The organism is Flexivirga sp. B27 (genome assembly GCF_052905685.1).
The window spans coordinates 1,740,022-1,756,775 of sequence record NZ_JBPYUM010000001.1 but is presented as its reverse complement, the minus strand read 5'-3'; the positions used below and the strand labels follow the sequence as shown (position 1 = coordinate 1,756,775).

Here is a 16,754-nt window from a genome sequence, read left to right as displayed (position 1 = left end):
ACGGGTCGTCATACACGGGGTGTGCACGGGTTCAGGGTGTCTCGAAGGTGTCGAGGGTGCGGTCGAGCTGCGTCGTGCCGTCGGGACGGGTGATCGTGAGGTTGCCCTGGGTCACGGTGTATGTCGTGCCCTTGTTCGTCATCACCCAGTTGCTGCCGCTGCCGCTGATGGTCGCGCCCGCGGAGCTGGGGATCTCGACGCTCCCCGTGCCGGCCTGGTGTCCCAGGTAGTAGAACCGGCCCGATTCGCCGGAGGCGATCTCGCAGATGACGAGGTGTATGTCGCCTCCGCCGCCGATCACCACTGCTCGGTCCGTGGCATGGCACTGGGCGGTGCCGTCCGACCAGCCCTGATAGGTCCAGCTGTCGCTGGGCGCGATGGTCGGGCCGTGCAGGTCGGGTGACTCCGACGACGACTCTGAGGACTCGGACGACGATTCAGACGACTCCGAGGATTCAGACGATTCGGAAGATTCTGACGACTCCGAGGTCTCCGACGTGGCGTCAGCGGTCGACTCCTCCGGGTCGGAGGTCGCGGTGTCGGTGGCTGTGCCGGTCGGTGCGGGAGCGGTCGACTCAGCCGTCGGAGCGCCCGTCGATGCGGCCGCGTCGGAGGATCCGCCGAACGACCGGATCGCCAGCCAGCCGGCAGAGATCACGGCGGCCGTGAGGACGACCGCGGCCACGACCCACAGTGCCCGGTTGCCGTTGTCCCGGCGCGGAGCCGGGGCGGGTGCAGGCGGTGCCGACCGGTGCATCGGCTGCGTGTGTGCCGGCTGCGTGTGCGCCGGCTGCATCTGCGTCGGCTGCGGGGGAGCGGCGGCGATCGGCGCGGTGCGTGCGGTGCGCGTCGGCTCGGACGAGACGTCGGCTCCGGGACCGGCGGCCAACGCGGCGCGAGCGTCGCGCAGCATCAGTCCGGCCGAGCGATAGCGACGTGCCGGGTCCTTGTCGAGTGCGTGGAACAACACACCCTGCAGTCGTGCCGCAGACGCGGGTATGGCGTCGCCCGCCGTGTTGCTCGGCAACGGCGGTGGCGCGTCGGTGAGGTGTGCCCGGATCAGCGAGCTGACCTCGCGCTGGTTGAACGGCGGGCTCCCGGTGAGGCACTCGTGCAGGACGCAACCGAGCGAGTAGATGTCGGACGCGGCGGTGACCGGTGCGTCGCTGAACCGCTCCGGTGCCATGTAGCGAAACGAGCCGAGTGCGCTGCCTGCCTGCGTCAGCCGCTGGTCGTCGACACGTGCGGCGATGCCGAAGTCGGCGAGGTAGGCGAAGCCCTCGGACGTCACCATGATGTTCTCCGGCTTGACGTCGCGGTGCACCAGGCCGTCGGCGTGCGCCGCGTCCAGGGCCGCCCCGACCTGGCCCAGCAGGTCGAGCGCCCGCTCGGGGCGCATCGGTCCGTGGTCGCGCAGCAGGGCGCGCAGGTCGCGGCCGCGGACGAGGCGCATGTCGATGTAGAGGATGCCGTCGATCTCGCCGAAGTCGTGGATCGGGATGATGTGCGGCTCGCCGAGCCGACCCGCGATGCGCGCCTCGCGGCGGAAGCGATCCCGATAGTTGTCGTCCCTCGCGAGATCCTGCGGCAGCAGCTTCAGCGCCACGACGCGGTCATGGACCTGGTCGTAGGCCTCGTAGACCACTCCCATCCCGCCGCGTCCGAGCACCGAGCGCAGCTCGTAGTGCCCGAATGTCGTGCCGACGCGATCGTCACTCATCAGCCTCACCCCCACTCACGAGGCCCAGGGTATGTCAGCGCGCCGCGCCATACCCCTCGTCAGACGGTGATCAAGGCGATGCCGGCCAGCACCACGACCGCTCCGACGAACCTCCTGGCGGGCGCCGGCTCGTGGAACAGCTTCCACGCCAGCAGCGACCCGACCACGATGCTCGACTCGCGGGCCGGCGCGACCAGCGCGACCGATGTGGTCGTCATCGCCTGCAGCACCAGCATGTACGCAAGCGGCGAAAGCACTGCGACACAGACGATCTCGGGCCAGTGCCGGCGCACGACCTGGCGCAGGTCGGCGCCGGCGCCACGCAGCCCGGGGATCATCAGCAGCGCCTCCCAGGTCACGCTCATCGCGAAGTAGGGGATCGGCAGCAGCGCCAGACCGGTCATCGCGTGGTCGTCCCAGAGCGTGTATGCCGCAATGGCCACGCCGGTCAGCACGCCCCACTGCAGGCCGATGTATGCCGAGCGGGTATGCCGCCGCGCCCCACCCGCGGAGGGTGCCGTGGCGACGACCGCCACTCCCGCGATGATCACCAGCCCGCCGGCGATCGCGACGGCTCCGGGGCGTTCGGCGATGATCAGGATCGCGACGAGCATGGTGAGCAGCGGTCCCGTGCCGCGAGCCACGGGGTAGACCACGCTGAGATCTCCGGTGCGATAGCCGGTCTGCAGCGCGAGGCCGTAGGCGATGTGCAGCAGCCCGGACAGCGCCGTCGCGCCGAGCAGCGCCCAGCTGATGCGGGCGTCGCTCGCGGCCAGGACGATCAGCCCGATCGGCAGCCAGATGACCGCCGACAGCAGGGCGTAGGCGAAGACGAAGGCGTAGCCGCCGTGTGCGACCCGCTTCGCGGCGATGTTCCAGATCGCATGCAGCACCGCTGCGCCGAGCACGAGGAGCAGGGCTGTCGCGGACATCACTGCGACGCTACCCGGGTGTCGCGGGCACACGGGCGTCCGGGAATTATCCGTCTGCCGGTGGCCTTGTCCCGCAGGTGACCGACGAGGACGGGCCCACGCGGCTGCTCGCGATGAACGAGCCGGCCGGTCGGCGGCTGCTCGCGACGGCGGTGCTCGGCAGTGGCCTGGGTTTCCTGGACGGCACCATCGTCAATGTCGCGCTGCCGCACATCGGTGACGACCTCGACGCCGGCCTCGCCGGCCTGCAGTGGGTGGTCAACGGTTACACCCTGGCGCTGGCGTCGTTGATCCTGCTCGGCGGTTCGCTGGGTGACCGACTCGGCCGCAAGCGCGTCTACGGCCGGGGAGTGGCCGGATTCGCGGTCACGTCCGTCCTTGTCGCGCTGAGCCCGACGATCGAAATCCTGGTGATCGCGCGCATCCTGCAAGGTGTCGCTGCCGCGCTGCTGACACCGGGCTCGCTGGCGATGCTGCAGGCGTCGTTCCGGGAGGAGGACCGGATGCGGGCGGTCGGCGCCTGGACCGGCACGCTCGGCATCGCGACCGCCGGTGGCCCGATCGTCGGCGGCTGGCTGGTCGGCATCGACTGGCGGATCGCCTTTTGGATCAACGTCCCGCTCGGTGCGCTCACCCTGTGGTTGCTGCGCACCGCCCCGGAGTCGCGTGACGCGCAGGCGCCCCACCGGATCGACTGGTGGGCAGTGTTTCTCGCGCCCGTCGCGTTGGCGGGCATCACATGGGCGCTCACCGCCTGGCCGGACACCGGCGCATCCACGACGACGGTGCTGGCGCTCGCGGTCGGGATCGTCGCAGGGGCAGGTTTCGTGCTCGTCGAGCTGCGCGAGTCGCACCCGATGGTGCCGCCGTGGCTGTTCGGGTCGCGGGACTTCTCGGTGATCAACATCGTGACGGTATTCGTCTATGCGGCGCTGACCGGGTCGATGCTCTTCCTGGCGATCTTCCTGCAGGTCAGCGCGGGCTGGACTCCGTTGGAGGCGGGCGCTGCGACGGTGCCGGTCTCGGTGGTGATGTTCTTCCTCGCGTCCCGATTTGGTTCTGTGGCAACCAAATTCGGTGCCCGTATGCCGATGGTCGCCGGTGCGGCCGTGCTGATGCTCGGCTTCGGCTGGTTGGCGGTCGCGCCGAACGACCCGTCATACATCGGACAGATCCTGCCCGGCGTGATCATCATGGGGTTCGGGCTGTCGATGCTCGTCGCGCCGCTGACCGGTGCCGTGCTTGCCGCGGTGCCGGACGGCCAGACGGGCCTCGCCAGCGGCATCAACAACGCGATCTCGCGCACCGCCGGGCTGATCGCCGTCGCGGTGCTGCCGCTGCTCACCGGATTGTCGGGCACGGCATACAGGGACCCGATCGCCGTGGGCGACGCGTTCCGCGCATCGATGTGGTGGTGCGTCGCGCTCGTGCTGGTCGGTGGGTTGCTGACGTTGGTCGGGTTGCGGCGCAAGGTGGCACCCACCACGTCGGCCGTATGACGGCCGCGCGAGGCTGAAGCATTACAATTCGCCATTGTCTACATTTCGTCTACAATGGGGCCATGGCTGCAGAGACCACGACGGTGCGTGTTCGGAGACCGGACTCCGAGCGCCTGCAAGCGCTCGCTCGAAGTAGTCAGACCACGGTCGTCGACATCGTGCACGAAGCGATCGACGCACTCGAGCGCCGGGAGTTTCTTCGCGGGCTCGGTGAGGACTACCAGCGGTTGCGCCAGGACCCGGAGCGGTGGGAGCAGTACCTCGCGGAGCGGTCCGACTGGGACGAACTGACTTGATCTGGCGCGGTGAGGCCCACGCTGTCGACCTCGGCAGTCCGGTGGGGCACGAGCCGGCTCACCGACGGCCTGCTGTGATCGTCTCGGTCGACATCCTGAACAACGGGCCCGGTGGGCTGGTGGTGGTCGTCCCCGTCACGACCGTTGGTTATGGCCTGCGCAGCCACATCGAGTTGGACCCGGTCGAGAGCGGTCTCGACCACACCTCCTACGCGCGCTGCGATCAGCTCCGGACGATCTCCGTCGACCGATTGATCTCCCGGATCGGCACGATCTCGCCAGCGCCGATGCGAAGCATCGACCAGGCGCTGCGTTTCGTGCTCGACCTGTAACGGGCGAAGGATGCGGTCGCCGACGTAATGTGTTCTGAGTGTTGCTCATTGACGAGTCGACTGCGGACGCTGTTACGGCGTATGTCGCCGGTTGGGCGACAGGCGCCGACTATATGAATCGACCGGCTGGACTCTGGGTTTACCGCAGTTCGGGCTCACGAGGCACGCAGCGGGGGGCTGCTGAGCCGCCCATCGTGGCAGCATCACGTTCATGGAGCTACCCGCCGACTCCCACGTCCACAGCGAATACTCCTGGGACGCTGCCACCGACCCTGTGTCGGTCGGCCTCATGCGACGAACCTGCGAACGCGCCTGTCGCATAGGGCTTTCCACGCTGATCTTCACCGAGCACCTCGACTTCGAGGACCATTGGCGTGCGGAACCGGCCGACCTGGATCCACACGAGCGCAAGCTCATCGACGCCACGGGGCATGTGCGACTGCCGGCCTTCGACCTGACGGGATACCTGGAGTCGATCGACCGGTGTCGCCATACGTTTCCGGAGCTGCGAATCCTCACCGGCGTCGAGTTCGGCCAGCCACACCTCTGGGACGGTGCGGCGGCCGACATCATCGGTTCGGGAGAGATTAACCGGGTCAACGGATCACTGCACATGCTCCCGTATGGCGACACCGACCGCGCCGAGCCGATCACGCTCTACCGCAACCAGGATCCGACCGAGGTGATGTCTGCGTACCTCGAGGAGATTCCGCGGATGGTCGCAGGATCGGACACCTTCGCGGTCTTCACCCACATCGACTACGCAGTGCGCACCTGGCCGACGGATACTGCAGGGCCTTTCGAACCCAGCGTGATTGCCGCCAACTTCCCGGAAGCAGCTGCAATGCTTGAGCACTTCGGCTTCCGAGCCGGCACCGAGCCGGAGGACTTCTGGGCTAGGTGAAGACCAGGCTCTGCGAGCAGCCTCCTCAAGCAGCTAGGCTGTGAGGCGGTCGGCAGTTTTCCTTCACGTCTTGAGCGCGCTGGATCCATGCATCGCTCGACGCACCACCACCGTGAGTCCATTTCGGTGTGTGCGCGCGTCGTCGTATGGCCCCGTGCATCGCGCACCGTGTGCGGCTCGGAATATTTTGGAGGGATCGCCAATATGGCAACAGGCACCGTCAAGTGGTTCAACGCCGAAAAGGGCTTCGGCTTCATCGCCCCGGAGGACGGCAGCCCCGACGTCTTCGTCCACTTCTCCGCGATCAGCGGCAGCGGCTACAAGTCGCTCGACGAGAACCAGCGCGTCGAGTTCGACCCCGCTCAGGGTCAGAAGGGCCCGCAGGCCGAGAACGTTCGTCCGCTCTGAGCCACTGAGCCAAGCACCGCAACGTTGGCGGGCGCATCCCGGGAGACTTCTCCTGGGATGCGCCCGCTTCGCTCGTTCGGAGGTATGACGCGCGCGGACTGTCAGCGGCTGACGGCCGCGCGCAGCGCGTCGAACGTCTCGTCGACGATCCGGTAGTAGGCCCACTTGCCGCGTTGTTCGCGGGTGACGAGGCCGGCGTCCGCCAGCAGCTTCATGTGATGCGACACGGTCGGTTGGCTCAGGCCGACTGGCTCGGTCAGGTCACAGATGCACGCTTCCGCGCCATCGGCTGCGGCGATCAGCGAGACCAGTCGCACTCGCGTCGGGTCGCCGAGCGCCTTGAAGGTGCGGGCGAGTTGCTCCGCGGACTCGTCGTCGAGGATGCCGCCGGTCAGGGGAGCGCAGCACGCGCCGATCCCGACGGGGGGGATCGGCAGCTCGGTCCGAGTGGTCATGGCGACCAGTCTATCGATACGCATTGACGAATGTCGATGCGTGATTCAGGATGGTCATATTGAAGTTCATCGATGAATTCGCCGAAGGAGATCGACCATGACCGACACCACCGGGACCACCGACGACGTTCGCGAAGAGGTGCGCAGCCGGTATGCCGCCGCGGCGTCCGCCGTCACGCAGGGCAATCGAGAAGCGCTCGCCGTCGTGGACGCAGGCCAATCCTGTTGCTCGCCAAGCGAAAACGCCTCGTGCTGCGGCGGATCCGGCGAGGTCGACGACGCGTTCGGTGCGTCGCTCTACTCCGCCGACGAGCAGGGCACGCTGCCCGCGGAGGCTGTCGCCGCATCACTGGGCTGCGGCAACCCGATGATGGTCGCCGAGCTGCACGAGGGCGAGACCGTTCTCGATCTCGGCTCCGGAGGCGGGATCGACGTGCTGCTCTCCGCCCGTCGCGTCGGCCCGACCGGCCACGCCTACGGCGTCGACATGACCGACGAGATGCTGGAGCTCGCGGAGTCCAACAAGGCGAAGGCTGGCGCGACGAACGTCGACTTCCTCAAGGGCACCATCGAGGACGTCCCGCTGCCGGACGGGTCGGTCGACGTGGTCATCTCCAACTGCGTCATCAACCTGTCGACCGACAAGCCGGCCGTGCTGGCCGAGATGTTCCGCGTGCTGGCCCCCGGCGGCCGCATCGGCATCTCCGACGTCGTGGCCGAGGACCACCTCACGCCCGCCGACCGTGCGGAGCGCGGCTCGTATGTCGGGTGCATCGCCGGAGCACTGTCCCGGTCCGAATACCTGGACGGGTTGCAGGAGGCCGGATTCGTCGACGCCGCAGTGGAATTCACCCACGAGGCAGCAGACGGGATGCACTCCGCGCTCATCCGCGCGACGAAGCCATGAGTGAGACCCGACCGTCGATCAGGTTGTCGACGCTGGACACCTTCCTCCCCGTGTGGATCGGCGCTGCGATGGTCGCGGGCCTGTTGCTCGGGCGCGTCATACCCGGGCTCGGCTCAGCCCTGGGAGCCGTTGAGGTGCAAGGGATTTCGTTGCCTATCGCCCTCGGGCTGCTGGTGATGATGTATCCCGTCCTGGCGAAGGTGCGCTACGACCGGTTGCACACGGTCACCGCGGATCGGCGACTTATGGTCACCTCGTTGGTCCTCAACTGGGTGCTCGGACCGCTGCTGATGTTCGCGCTCGCGTGGTTGTTCCTTCCCGACCTTCCGGCATACCGCACCGGGCTCATCATCGTCGGTCTCGCCCGATGCATCGCGATGGTCATCATCTGGAACGATCTCGCCTGCGGTGACCGGGAGGCCGCCGCCGTGCTGGTGGCGATCAACTCGGTCTTCCAGGTCGTCATGTTCGCAGTGCTCGGCTGGTTCTACCTCTCCGTGCTGCCCGGATGGCTCGGTCTGCATCAGGAGCGGCTGGACGTCTCGCCGTGGCAGATCGCCGCATCGGTGCTGGTCTTCCTCGGCATACCGCTGGTTGCGGGGTTCCTCACCCGCCGGCTCGGCGAGCGGGCGAAGGGGCGTGAGTGGTACGAAGGCACCTTCCTGCCGCGACTCGGACCGTGGGCCCTCTACGGTCTGCTGTTCACGATCGTCATCCTGTTCGCGTTACAGGGCAAGCAAATCACCGCTCACCCGCTCGACGTGGCACGGATCGCGCTGCCGCTGCTCGCCTACTTCGCGCTCATGTGGGGCGGCGGCTTCGCGCTCGGCCGAGTCGTCGGGCTGCCCTACGAGCGGACCGCGACGTTGGCCTTCACCGCCGCCGGCAACAACTTCGAGCTCGCCATCGCCGTCGCGATCGCGACCTTCGGAGTCACCTCCGGTCAGGCGCTCGCGGGTGTCGTCGGGCCGCTCATCGAGGTCCCCGTGCTCGTCGCGCTGGTGTATGTCGCGCTCGCGGCACGACGGTGGTTCCCTGGCGGCGTTCGTGGCGCGGTCGGGCAGGAGCTGTGAGCGACAGCGACTGAAGTGACAGGCTGACACCAGGAGCAGGACGGTGGAACTCGTCGACCTCACGTTTCGGCGACCCACGGCGACTACCGGGTGATGATGAAGCAACCATTCGAGAACGCGATCGATGCACACGGGCCCACCGTGCTGCGGGTCTGTCGCGCTGTGCTCGGTGTGTCGCCCGATGCCGACGACGCCTGGTCGGAGACCTTCGTCGCCGCCCTGCGGGCCTGGCCCGACCTGCCCGACAACACCAACGTCGAGGCATGGTTGGTCCGGGTCGCGCACCGCAAGGCGATCGACGTGATCCGCGCACGCGGTCGGCAGCCGGTGCCGGTGGACGAGCTGCCGACAGTGGCGGCAAGCGCCGACGGCATACCCGATGAGTCGGACCCGGACCTGTGGTCCGCCGTGGCGGCGCTGCCCGAGCGGCAACGCCTCGCAGTGGCGTACCACTACGTCGGGGGACTGGCCCACAAGGACACCGCCGAGCTGATCGGCGGCACCGCGGATGCGGTCCGCCGGGCAGCAGCTGATGGCATCAAGAGCCTGCGGCAGACCTACGCATCGAACGCATCTCGGGAAGGAGCATGACGATGGGCACCACCGGCAAGACGTTCGACCTGACCGCGGCGCTTCCCGTCGCCGCAGACGAAATTGACTCTCTCCGCAGCCGATTGGCGCTCGCCGCCGATCAGGACGGCCTGCTCGATGTCACCTACCGCACCATCGACAGCCCGCTCGGCGCGCTGTTGCTCGCGGCGACCGAACGCGGCCTGGTCCGGGTCGCCTACGAGCGGGAGGACTTCGACCGGGTGCTCGGCACGATCGCCGATCGGGTCAGTCCGCGGATCCTGCGGAGCACGGCGCGATTGGACGACGCGGCTCGGGAGCTGGACGAATACTTCGCCAGTCACCGCACCACGTTCGACCTGCCCCTGGACCACGCACTGTCCTCGGGGTTTCGCGCGGAGGTGCAGCGCAGCCTGCCGTCGATCGGCTACGGCCGCACTGCGTCATACGGCGAGGTCGCAACGCTCGTCGGCCGACCGAAGGCCGTGCGTGCCGTCGGCACCGCCTGCGCGACCAACCCACTGCCGATCGTCGTCCCGTGTCACCGCGTGGTGCGCAGCGACGGCTCGCTCGGTCAGTATGTCGGGGGAGTCGATGCCAAGACGACCCTGCTGACGATGGAAGGTGCCGCATGATGAACGTGTCGCACGAAAACCGTTCCGGCGCCGGGCAATTCACCCTGGTCGACGCCGACGGAATGCCCTACCTCTCGACCAAGCCCGGGACGCTCGGTGGATATCGGCGTCGTCACATCTGCGGCCGGCTCGATTGCCCGTCCGCCCTGCGCGCGATCGCGCAGGGCGGCTACGTCGAGCACCGCGTCTTCTTCGCGGACGAGGCGACAGCGATCGCGGCTGGCTACCGGCCGTGCGGGACCTGCTTGCGGGAGAAGTATCGGGAGTGGAAGTCGCAACGTCCTGATCAGGACTCGTAGGGATAACCACGATCCAGGAAGGCGGCTCGCACCTGCTGCGCCTTGGCTTCCACTTCGTCTGCGAAGATGCGCCGCCCCTGTTTGCCGTCGATGACGATCTTCTTGCCGTCCCGATGGATCCCCACGATGTCGTCGCGTGCGATCGAGCGACGATCGTCGCCGCGCCGGATGACGAGATGGTCGTCATACACCTCGAGGCGATGGGCGGTGAGCACGATCACCAGGGCGGCGCCGACACCGAGCACGATGCCGAGCGCCGGGCGCGCGACATGCGACCACGGCTGGTCGAAGGAAGCGAGTTGGTCGAGGGCCGCGTGGAACGGCACCGCGGGGATATCGCGCAACCAGCGTGCGATCCACGGAGCCGCGCCGAGCAGGCCACCGGCCAGCACGCCGAAGATCGCCACCATCCAGAGCACGTCGTCACGGGTGAACCCGAGCTTCGCGGGTTCACCGGCGCCGTCGCTCTTGTCGAGATGTATGCCGGAGTTCATGCCTCGAACGCTACGAACCTGCCTCGCGCTGCACATCGTTCGAACGTCGACGGCCGGGTATCGAAAGTCTCACCTTCGGGCCAGCGCTGAAACCGATCCGGGAACCGGTGAAGCCGACGCGAAACCTCGCTGAAAGTCGGCGTCCATAGCTTCCCTCGCAGACCGAACTTCCCCAGCTCTGCGAGGAGGCAGCCATGACCAACGCCACTCTGACCAAACCGCCCACCGCGAAACCCCCTGGCCCGCGGACGTATTCGTCGATTCGCGCCGCGTGGATTCCACTCGCCGCACTCTGTCTCGCGTTCTTCGTCGAGATGGTCGACAACACCCTGCTGTCGATCGCGCTACCGACCATCGGCCGCGACCTCGGCAGCGGCACGACCGCGCTGCAGTGGGTCACCGGCGCCTACTCGCTGACCTTCGGCGGGCTGCTGCTGACCGCCGGATCCGTCGCCGACCGCTTCGGCCGACGACGCGTCCTGCTGATCGGACTCGGGCTCTTCGGGCTGCTCAGTCTCGGCGTAGTCTTCGTCGACTCGACCGGCCAACTCATCGTGTTGCGTGCCCTGCTCGGCGTCGCAGCCGCGATGATGGCGCCGATCACCAACTCGCTGGTGTTCCGCCTGTTCGACAGCAAGGAGCTGCGGATGCGTGCGATGACGGTGATGATCGTCGTCGGCATGTCCGGTTTCATCCTCGGCCCGCTCCTCGGCGGCACCGCGCTGGCACACATCCGCTGGGAGTGGCTGCTGGTCGTGAACGCACCGATTGCCCTCATCGCGGCCATCGGCGTATGGCGCGGTGTCGCGCCGGACACCCGTGACGGCCTCACCAAGGACAAGCTCGACCTGCCTGGTGCGGCGCTCAGCATCACCATGATCGGCCTGGCCTGCTACTCACTGACCAGCGGCGTCCAGCACGGCTGGCTGTCTGCGCAGACCGTGTTGTTGCTCGGCGGGGCAGTCACGGCAGCCCTTGCGTGGGTATGGCGTGAGCGCGCCTCCGGCGCACCGATGCTGGACCTGTCGATCCTGTCCAACGGGACGGTGCGCGGCGCCATACTCGCTCAGGTCGGTGCCGCGATCGCCATGGCAGCGGTGATGTTCGGGCTGATCCTGCACTTCCAGTACGCCTACGGCTGGAGCCCGGTGCGGGCCGGCCTGGCCAACCTGCCGATGATCGCGACCATGCTGGCGGCCACTCCCTTCTCGGAGTGGCTCGGCAAGCGCTTCGGCCACCGCATCGCCTGCCTCGTCGGCGCGGCCTGCCTGACGGTCTCGCTCGTCGGTATGGCGTGGGGCGTCGAGCACGGCTACCCGGCGGTCGCGGTCTCGATGGTCGTCATGACCGTCGGGCTGCGCACCCTGATGACGATCTGTGCCGTCGCACTCGTTGACGCGATGCCGGAGAACCGCACGTCGATGGGCACCGCGCTGAACGACACCGCCCAGGAGCTCGGCACCAGCGTCGGCACGGCACTGGTCGGCACGCTCATCGCCTCGTTGGTGACCGCGACGCTGCCGGCCGGCACCTGGAGCAGCGCTCTGGTGCACTCCTTCTTCCACGGTGAGCGGGTGACCTATCTGGTGCTGGCAGCGGTCGTCGGCATTGTCGCCGCCATCGGTGCGCTCAGCCTGACCGACTCACACTCGGTCGAGGAGCAACACTGAGCGGATGTGTCAGGCGTCGATGACGATGGCCACGATGCTCCGGACCTGCCGAAGCATGGCGGGGCCTACGTTGCCGATCCGGGAACCTACCCGGGTCGTGGCGATGGATCGGATGTGCTGGCATTGCGCGGCGGAGACGGCACCGAGCCCGTTGAGTTCGTCCGGATCGATCACGACCTCGGCTCCGCTGTCGCGGATCGTGCGGGTGAGTGGCACGACCTGGATGACATTCGGTCCGCCGTGCAGGATCCGGTCGGCGGTGATGACAATCGCGGGTCTGTGCATACCGGCCTCTGCGCCGGCGGGCGGGCCGAGGTCAAGCTCGACGACGTCACCCGGCGTCAGCATCGAGCCAGGAGATCTCGTCGTCGCGTAGCGGGGCTGAAAGGTCTTCGCCGATGGCGTCTTGTTCGAGCAGCCGGACGGCGCGCGCGACGGAGTCGGCCACGGTCTCACCACGCCGCGCAGCCAGCTCGTTGAGGACGTCGCGGGTGGTGCGACTGACCCGGATCGTCGTTGTGTCGCTCATGCCCCCAAGGCTACTCCTTGTAGACAAGGTGGTCTACAGCGCAATTTCCGGGCGGAGCCCGGGGGATATCCGGTTGCAAGAGACTCTCCCGGGCGCTTCATTGGTGGGATGGCAGACATACATGTGGGGCCGGCCCACGACGCCCGACGGTTTCTCGACACGGACGAGCTCGTCTGGTTCGCCGAGCCGTCTCGGCAGTCTCCGGCACGGGAACTCTCGGGCATCCGGGAGGACCAGCGGTTCGCGGCCGAGGTCGCGGATGGCGATCCCGCCTACTACGCAGGTGTCTACGGCGTCTACCCGCTGACGCTCACTGTGCCCGGGCCGCAGCAGAGTCTGCGGCAGCTTCCGGTGAGCGGCCTCACCTTTGTCGGTGTGCACCCTGACGAGCGCCGGCGAGGAGTCCTCACCGCGATGCTGCGCGACCACTTCGAGCGTGTGCGTGGCGGCGACTGGTCCGGACTGTCGGTCCTGCACGCCAGCGAGCCGGCGATCTACGGCCGGCACGGCTACGGCGTCGCGTCGCTGGAGACCAGGGTGACGCTCAGCAGGGGCGCGACGTTCACAGCCCCTGGCTTGGAGCAAGCGGCGTCCGAGCTTCGGACCCGTCTCGTCGCCGCGGGCACTCCGGGCGTCGCGGACCGCATGAAGGCTGCCGCGATGCACGCAGGCGCGCTCACCCTCGGCTCCGTCGTTCGGGAGCCGGAGACCTACGAGATGTTCGCCCGCGACACACCACAGACCTTGCGGGACACGGAGCCTCAGCGCCTCCTCTTCGCTGTGCGCGACGGTGTCGATGTCGGCTATGCCTGGTTCCGTCGCAAGGAGAAGTGGGACGAGGGTCGGCCCGACGGCACGGTCGAGGTCGGCGAGTTGATCGGCGACCCCGCGACCGAGCTCGCCCTGCTGCGACGCCTCGTGGACCTCGACCTCACCTCCTCGGTGGTGCTGAACCACCGAGGGATGGATGATCCGGCGTTCGCCTGGACGGGCGGGGACCGGGGCATCCACGGCCCGACATGGGACAGCTTGTGGGTCCGGCTGGTCGACCTACCCCTCGCCATGGAATGCCGTGGGTATGCCGCCCCGGTCGACCTCGTCCTCGAGGTCGAGGACAGTGCGTGTGCGTGGAACCAGGGACGCTGGCGGCTCGCCGCCGATGCGGAAGGCGCCGGGCGTATGACGCGCACCGAGGACAGCCCCGACCTGGTGCTGGACACACAGCAACTGGCCTCCGCCTACTTGGGCGCGCGCGGACTGGAGGCCGCGCGAGAGGCCGGGCTGCTCGACGAGCGACGCAGCGGTGCGGCACGGGAGTTGGATGCAGCCCTGCGGATGCCGCTGCCGCCGGCGGCAGCCGTCGGCTTCTGACCTCAGCTCCTGGTCCGCCGGCCCTCCCCGGAGCGCCACCCCCGGCTATTGCACGATGGGCGCGGTGATCAGGTCCTCGGGTATGCCGAGAGCGTCGACCAGCGTGGGGACCGCACCGCGCAGCTCACGGCACAGGTCGTTGACCGCGGCCGTGACAGCGCGACTGCGTGCCGTCGTGATGCGGCCGTGCTCGATGAACCAGGCCTTGTCTTCCTCGATCGAGCTGAGCGCGTAGAGGATCAGGACTCGCTCCAGCAGATCCTTCGCGGCGCCGTCGGCCATGGCTTGCTGCGCGTCGACGGCCGCCTCCAGCACGATCCGATCGATGTGTGTCCGGGCCGCGAGGAGCACGTGGTCCTGGGCGTTGTTGAACAGCTCGAAAGCGTTGTCCTTGGTGGCCTTTCGCAGTCGGTTTCCGAGGGTCTCCAGGACGTGGTCCGCGCGCTGCTCGAACATCGAGCCGCACCAGGCAAGGCTGTCGGTGGCGGTCTCGTCGTCGCGGCCGGTCGCAGCGTCGATCAGGCGCTGGATGCCGGCGCGGCCCGTGGTCCGCTCGACGATGCGCTCGCTGAGCTGGCCGGCGATCTTGCCGACCATGCCGGGCACGTCGAGGTCGCCCCACATCTCCTTGTAATCGGTCAGCAGGCCCTTGGCGGCCAACTGCAGTAGGACGGTGTTGTCACCCTCGAACGTCGTGAAGACATCGACATCAGCACGCATCTGGGTGAGTTGGTTCTCGGCCATGTAGCCGGCGCCGCCACATGCCTCGCGGCACGCCTGGATGGTGTCGAGCGCGTGCCACGTGGTGACGGCCTTGAGCCCGGCGACGATCGACTCCAGCTCGCGCTGGCCCTCCTGGTCCGGCAGTGCGCCCTCGCCCTGCAACGCCTGCAGGCGCTCGGTCATGGCGTTCTGGGCGAAGCTCAGGCCGATCGACTTCGCCAGCCGTGGGAGCAGTTTGCGTTGGTGCGCAAGGTAATCCAGCACCACGATCTCGTCCTGGCCATCGTCGGCGGCGAACTGTCGACGGGTCGACCCGTAGCGCAGGGCGATCGCCAGCGCCTTTTTCGCGGCGGCTCCTGAACCACCACCGACGCACACCCGACCACGCACCAGCGTGCCGAGCATGGTGAAGAAGCGACGGTTCGGGTTCTCGATGTCGGAGACGTACTTCCCGTCCTCGTCGATGTCGCCGAATGCATTGAGCAGGTTGTCCTTCGGCACGCGCACCTTGTCGAACGCGAACGTGCCGTTGTCGACGCCGGGCAGGCCACCCTTGGGTCCGTTGTCACCGATCGTCACACCGGGCAGCGCATTGCCGGACTCGTCGCGCACGGGCACCAGCACCGCGTGCACTCCGTGGCTGCCCTCGGCGGTGACCAGTTGGGCGAAGACGACCGCCATCCGCCCGTCACGTGCGGCGTTGCCGATGTAGGTCTTCACACCACCCTCGGTCGGGGTGTCGATGACGATCTCCTTGGTCGAATCGTCGTATGTCGCAGTGGTTTCCAGCTCCTGCACGTTGCTGCCGTGACCCACCTCGGTCATCGCGAAGCAGCCGAGCAGCCGGCCGGTCATGATGTCCTCGAGGTATGCCGCGTGGTGGCGCTGCGTGCCCAGTCGGGCGACCGCACCGCCGAAGAGTCCGAACTGCACGCCGGACTTGACCAGCAGCGAGAGGTCGCCCAACGCCTGCATCTCGAAGAGGATGCAGGACGCCGCGTAGTCGAGCTCGCCGCCGAAGGCGGTGGGGAATCCCACACGGCCATAACCCATTTCGGCCAGCTTCAGCAGCGACTCGGTGGTCCGTGCCCGGTGCTCCTCGACGGTCAGGCCGGGCGGTGCCAGCATCACATCGGCGGGCAACTCGGCGCGCGCCCTGCGGCGCAGCTCGAGCCAGTGCCCGTCGAGGACGTCGCGCAGCTCAGATGCGATGGGGTTGTCGGTCATGTTGTGCTCCTTGTGTCGAGGCCGAGCGCGCCGGCCAGTCCATAGGACGCGAACTGCGCCATGTGCCGGACAACGGCACTGCGTGGTAGACGATCGGGGTCGGCCAGCCATCGGTCGGCCGACTCCCGGACGAACCCGATCAGACCGTGCGCCCAGATGCGGGCGGCGGTGATCGGCTGGCCGGCTTCCCGCAGCGCGTCCTCGAAGATCGGCTGCAGCACGTCGGCAATGGTGTCACTGATCCCGATGACCGGGTCGTGCTCGGGAGAGACGTTGAGGGTGGGGCGACGGACCACGAAGCGGTAGACCTCCGGGTCGCGCTCGACCTGTGCGAAATAGCTGTCGATGACCGCCTCGATGACCGCAGGCGCGTCGCCGGTCAAACCGACCCCCGGGTCGTCTCCGGCGTGGCTGAGTGCCTGCTGCAGGTCGCCGAGGACGTTGGTGTCGACGCTCTGGCAGACCGCGAGATAGAGCCCGAGACGGTCGCCGAAATGCCGATAGATGACGGTCTTGCTCGTGCCGGCCTCGGCGGCGATCTCATCCATGCCGACGGTCGCACCATGGTTGCGGATCGCCCGCAGTGCCGCATCGGTCAGTTCGCGACGTCGTTGCTCGCGATGCTCGGTCCACCGGGCATCGCGGCCATCCACTCGGGCATTGACCCGAGTGCTCCGCGAGTTGGTCATGACAGCGAGAGTATCCGAAAC

The 16,754-nt window shown here is 67.9% G+C and carries 20 protein-coding genes; 12 read left to right on the top strand and 8 right to left on the bottom strand.

Features of this window, described 5'->3' with window-relative positions; all coding sequences use genetic code 11:
• Positions 1-31 precede the first annotated feature (31 nt).
• Positions 32-1,720: a serine/threonine-protein kinase gene (locus tag ACSZL9_RS08200; protein ID WP_446664962.1), complete on the bottom strand. Its 1,689-nt coding sequence runs from the start codon at positions 1,718-1,720 to the stop codon at positions 32-34.
• 59 nt (positions 1,721-1,779) lie between these two features.
• Positions 1,780-2,652 (bottom strand): EamA family transporter, encoded by an 873-nt coding sequence (locus tag ACSZL9_RS08195; RefSeq protein WP_446664961.1) that lies wholly within the window; start codon positions 2,650-2,652, stop codon positions 1,780-1,782.
• Between the two features lie 77 nt (positions 2,653-2,729).
• Here ACSZL9_RS08195 and ACSZL9_RS08190 point away from each other — a divergent pair, with 77 nt between their 5' ends.
• The 5 genes from ACSZL9_RS08190 (at position 2,730) to ACSZL9_RS08170 (ending at position 6,091) form a co-directional block, all read left to right on the top strand.
• The gene (locus ACSZL9_RS08190; RefSeq protein ID WP_446664960.1) at positions 2,730-4,151 is read left to right on the top strand and encodes an MFS transporter; all 1,422 of its coding nucleotides are present in this window, start codon (positions 2,730-2,732) and stop codon (positions 4,149-4,151) included.
• 62 nt (positions 4,152-4,213) lie between these two features.
• Positions 4,214-4,447 (top strand): hypothetical protein, encoded by a 234-nt coding sequence (locus ACSZL9_RS08185; RefSeq protein WP_446664959.1) that lies wholly within the window; start codon positions 4,214-4,216, stop codon positions 4,445-4,447.
• Complete coding sequence (locus ACSZL9_RS08180) at positions 4,399-4,779, top strand: type II toxin-antitoxin system PemK/MazF family toxin (RefSeq protein WP_446664958.1); 381 nt, start codon at positions 4,399-4,401, stop codon at positions 4,777-4,779. The genes ACSZL9_RS08185 and ACSZL9_RS08180 overlap by 49 nt, the downstream gene beginning before the upstream one ends.
• A gap of 211 nt (positions 4,780-4,990) precedes the next feature.
• The gene (locus ACSZL9_RS08175) at positions 4,991-5,683 is read left to right on the top strand and encodes a PHP domain-containing protein (RefSeq protein WP_446664957.1); all 693 of its coding nucleotides are present in this window, start codon (positions 4,991-4,993) and stop codon (positions 5,681-5,683) included.
• Positions 5,684-5,887: 204 nt separating this feature from the next.
• On the top strand, positions 5,888-6,091 hold the full coding sequence (locus tag ACSZL9_RS08170; RefSeq protein ID WP_446664956.1) for a cold-shock protein: 204 nt from the start codon (positions 5,888-5,890) through the stop codon (positions 6,089-6,091).
• Between the two features lie 101 nt (positions 6,092-6,192).
• Here the strand turns inward: ACSZL9_RS08170 and ACSZL9_RS08165 are convergent, their stop codons facing one another.
• The gene (locus tag ACSZL9_RS08165; protein ID WP_446664955.1) at positions 6,193-6,546 is read right to left on the bottom strand and encodes an ArsR/SmtB family transcription factor; all 354 of its coding nucleotides are present in this window, start codon (positions 6,544-6,546) and stop codon (positions 6,193-6,195) included.
• Positions 6,547-6,643: 97 nt separating this feature from the next.
• On the opposite strand from ACSZL9_RS08165, the gene arsM reads away from it, so the two are divergent.
• The 5 genes from arsM to ACSZL9_RS08140 all read left to right on the top strand — a co-directional run bounded on the left by arsM (position 6,644) and on the right by ACSZL9_RS08140 (position 10,030).
• Entirely contained in the window at positions 6,644-7,453 is an 810-nt protein-coding gene (gene arsM, locus ACSZL9_RS08160) for an arsenite methyltransferase (protein ID WP_446664954.1), read from the top strand.
• Positions 7,450-8,526 carry an ACR3 family arsenite efflux transporter gene (gene arsB / locus ACSZL9_RS08155; RefSeq protein WP_446664953.1) on the top strand — a complete coding sequence of 359 codons (1,077 nt, stop codon included), beginning with the start codon at positions 7,450-7,452 and terminating at the stop codon, positions 8,524-8,526. The genes arsM and arsB overlap by 4 nt, the downstream gene beginning before the upstream one ends.
• A 96-nt stretch (positions 8,527-8,622) precedes the next feature.
• The gene (locus ACSZL9_RS08150; RefSeq protein ID WP_446664952.1) at positions 8,623-9,117 is read left to right on the top strand and encodes an RNA polymerase sigma factor; all 495 of its coding nucleotides are present in this window, start codon (positions 8,623-8,625) and stop codon (positions 9,115-9,117) included.
• 2 nt (positions 9,118-9,119) lie between these two features.
• Positions 9,120-9,731 (top strand): methylated-DNA--[protein]-cysteine S-methyltransferase, encoded by a 612-nt coding sequence (locus tag ACSZL9_RS08145; RefSeq protein WP_446665124.1) that lies wholly within the window; start codon positions 9,120-9,122, stop codon positions 9,729-9,731.
• Positions 9,728-10,030, top strand: a complete 303-nt coding sequence (locus tag ACSZL9_RS08140) for a metal-binding protein (RefSeq protein ID WP_446664951.1) — start codon at positions 9,728-9,730, stop codon at positions 10,028-10,030. Before ACSZL9_RS08145 ends, ACSZL9_RS08140 begins: the two co-directional genes overlap by 4 nt.
• Here ACSZL9_RS08140 and ACSZL9_RS08135 read toward each other — a convergent pair.
• Entirely contained in the window at positions 10,018-10,524 is a 507-nt protein-coding gene (locus ACSZL9_RS08135; protein ID WP_446664950.1) for a YqeB family protein, read from the bottom strand. The two genes, ACSZL9_RS08140 and ACSZL9_RS08135, sit on opposite strands and share 13 nt — an antisense overlap.
• A gap of 194 nt (positions 10,525-10,718) precedes the next feature.
• On the opposite strand from ACSZL9_RS08135, the gene ACSZL9_RS08130 reads away from it, so the two are divergent.
• Positions 10,719-12,194, top strand: coding sequence for an MFS transporter (locus ACSZL9_RS08130; RefSeq protein ID WP_446664949.1), 1,476 nt, complete (start codon positions 10,719-10,721; stop codon positions 12,192-12,194).
• A gap of 9 nt (positions 12,195-12,203) precedes the next feature.
• On the opposite strand, the gene ACSZL9_RS08125 is transcribed toward ACSZL9_RS08130, so the two are convergent.
• Positions 12,204-12,479, bottom strand: a complete 276-nt coding sequence (locus tag ACSZL9_RS08125; RefSeq protein WP_446664948.1) for a type II toxin-antitoxin system PemK/MazF family toxin — start codon at positions 12,477-12,479, stop codon at positions 12,204-12,206.
• 46 nt (positions 12,480-12,525) lie between these two features.
• Positions 12,526-12,723 (bottom strand): hypothetical protein, encoded by a 198-nt coding sequence (locus ACSZL9_RS08120; RefSeq protein ID WP_446664947.1) that lies wholly within the window; start codon positions 12,721-12,723, stop codon positions 12,526-12,528.
• 108 nt (positions 12,724-12,831) lie between these two features.
• On the opposite strand from ACSZL9_RS08120, the gene ACSZL9_RS08115 reads away from it, so the two are divergent.
• A complete protein-coding gene (locus ACSZL9_RS08115) occupies positions 12,832-14,094 on the top strand; it encodes a GNAT family N-acetyltransferase (protein WP_446664946.1) in 1,263 nt (420 codons plus the stop codon).
• A 45-nt stretch (positions 14,095-14,139) separates the two neighbouring features.
• On the opposite strand, the gene ACSZL9_RS08110 is transcribed toward ACSZL9_RS08115, so the two are convergent.
• Both ACSZL9_RS08110 and ACSZL9_RS08105 read right to left on the bottom strand, forming a co-directional pair.
• The gene (locus tag ACSZL9_RS08110) at positions 14,140-16,044 is read right to left on the bottom strand and encodes an acyl-CoA dehydrogenase family protein (protein ID WP_446664945.1); all 1,905 of its coding nucleotides are present in this window, start codon (positions 16,042-16,044) and stop codon (positions 14,140-14,142) included.
• Positions 16,041-16,733: a TetR/AcrR family transcriptional regulator gene (locus tag ACSZL9_RS08105; protein ID WP_446664944.1), complete on the bottom strand. Its 693-nt coding sequence runs from the start codon at positions 16,731-16,733 to the stop codon at positions 16,041-16,043. Before ACSZL9_RS08105 ends, ACSZL9_RS08110 begins: the two co-directional genes overlap by 4 nt.
• Between the last annotated feature and the right edge of the window lie 21 nt (positions 16,734-16,754).